Here is a 1,442-nt window from a genome sequence, read left to right as displayed (position 1 = left end):
GACTAAAAATTTCATTCAAAGATATGAGGTTCAATTTCATCAGCCTAACACTACAAGTGGCTTTAGTGCTACTTTGTTTTATGATAAAGAAAAAGATGAATTTATAGTAGGATTTAGGGGAACTGAAACTGATAATTTTATTAGCTCGATTCAAGATATAGTTCAAGACATAACTCTATCCCTCAATGGCAATATCCAATCTTCTTTTCTTTTAGAATTTTTAGAACAAGTAAATAAAATAATCAAAAACAAACACAAAAGAATTATATTTGTAGGACATTCATTGGGTGGGTATTTAGCTCAAATGGCTTTGATATATTGCGATATTAAATATAAAGACAAATTATCTTTTAGCCCTAATGAAGTTTATACTTTTAATTCCCCTAGTGTTTATGGTTGGAATTTTCCTAATATAGCTATATTTTAATTTTTAAAAAAGTAGAATAATTTTATTAAAAATATTAAAAAGGAAAATAAATGGGTGCATTTCGTAAGTTTTATATTGTTTGGGTAGTATTTTGTATAAGTGGGTTTGTTATTTCTCCTGCTGTAGGGCATAATCCAAATAGAGTGTATGAATTTTTTGTAATGCTAGGTTGGATTATTTTTCCTTTAATTCTATTAATGCTTTATCGCTTTTTTTCTCTTTGTGAAATAAAGTTTTTGTATATAGCATTGCTATTGTTACTTTATTATCCTATAGCTTTGATATTATATTACATGTTTTATTATCATAATAGTTTTTATGTTACATTATATATTTTTTTGTCATTATTTAAATAAAGGATAATTTTGCAAGAAAAAATCAATGAATTAAAAGATTATGCAGAACTTGCACAAGCTAGTTATTTTTATTTTGATTTAGAAGATTGTATATTGCAAGAAAATGAAACTATTATTACCTTAAATGAGCTTTTAAACTTAAGCTATAATGGCAAAATAGCTGGAAAAAAAGAAAAGGTCGGACAAAAATATAGTTTTATTAGTAAAGGTAAACTCAACGGAGAATTTGGAGAATTACAGACTAAAAATTTCATTCAAAGATATGAGGTTCAATTTCATCAGCCTAACACTACAAGTGGCTTTAGTGCTACTTTGTTTTATGATAAAGAAAAAGATGAATTTATAGTAGGATTTAGGGGAACTGAAACTGATAATTTTATTAGCTCGATTCAAGATATAGTTCAAGACATAACTCTATCCCTCAATGGCAATATCCAATCTTCTTTTCTTTTAGAATTTTTAGAACAAGTAAATAAAATAATCAAAAACAAACACAAAAGAATTATATTTGTAGGACATTCATTGGGTGGGTATTTAGCTCAAATGGCTTTGATATATTGCGATATTAAATATAAAGACAAATTATCTTTTAGCCCTAATGAAGTTTATACTTTTAATTCCCCTAGTGTTTATGGTTGGAATTTTCCTAATATAGCTAT

2 protein-coding genes are annotated in these 1,442 nt (G+C 26.4%); both read left to right on the top strand.

The genetic code is table 11. The features are described 5' to 3' along the window. Nucleotides 1-427 (top strand): lipase family protein (locus AJN58_RS06235; protein ID WP_250540856.1); only part of this gene is annotated, 427 nt, incomplete at its 5' end. Between the two features lie 365 nt (nt 428-792). Further along, nucleotides 793-1,442: Mbeg1-like protein (locus AJN58_RS06225; protein WP_148116024.1), on the top strand; the 650-nt coding region annotated here is incomplete at its 3' end.

This window comes from Campylobacter sp. BCW_4321, from assembly GCF_001763075.1.
GTDB classification, from domain to species: domain Bacteria; phylum Campylobacterota; class Campylobacteria; order Campylobacterales; family Campylobacteraceae; genus Campylobacter_D; species Campylobacter_D jejuni.
The sequence above is the reverse complement of the archived record's forward strand: the minus strand, read 5'-3'. Positions and strand labels throughout refer to the sequence as shown.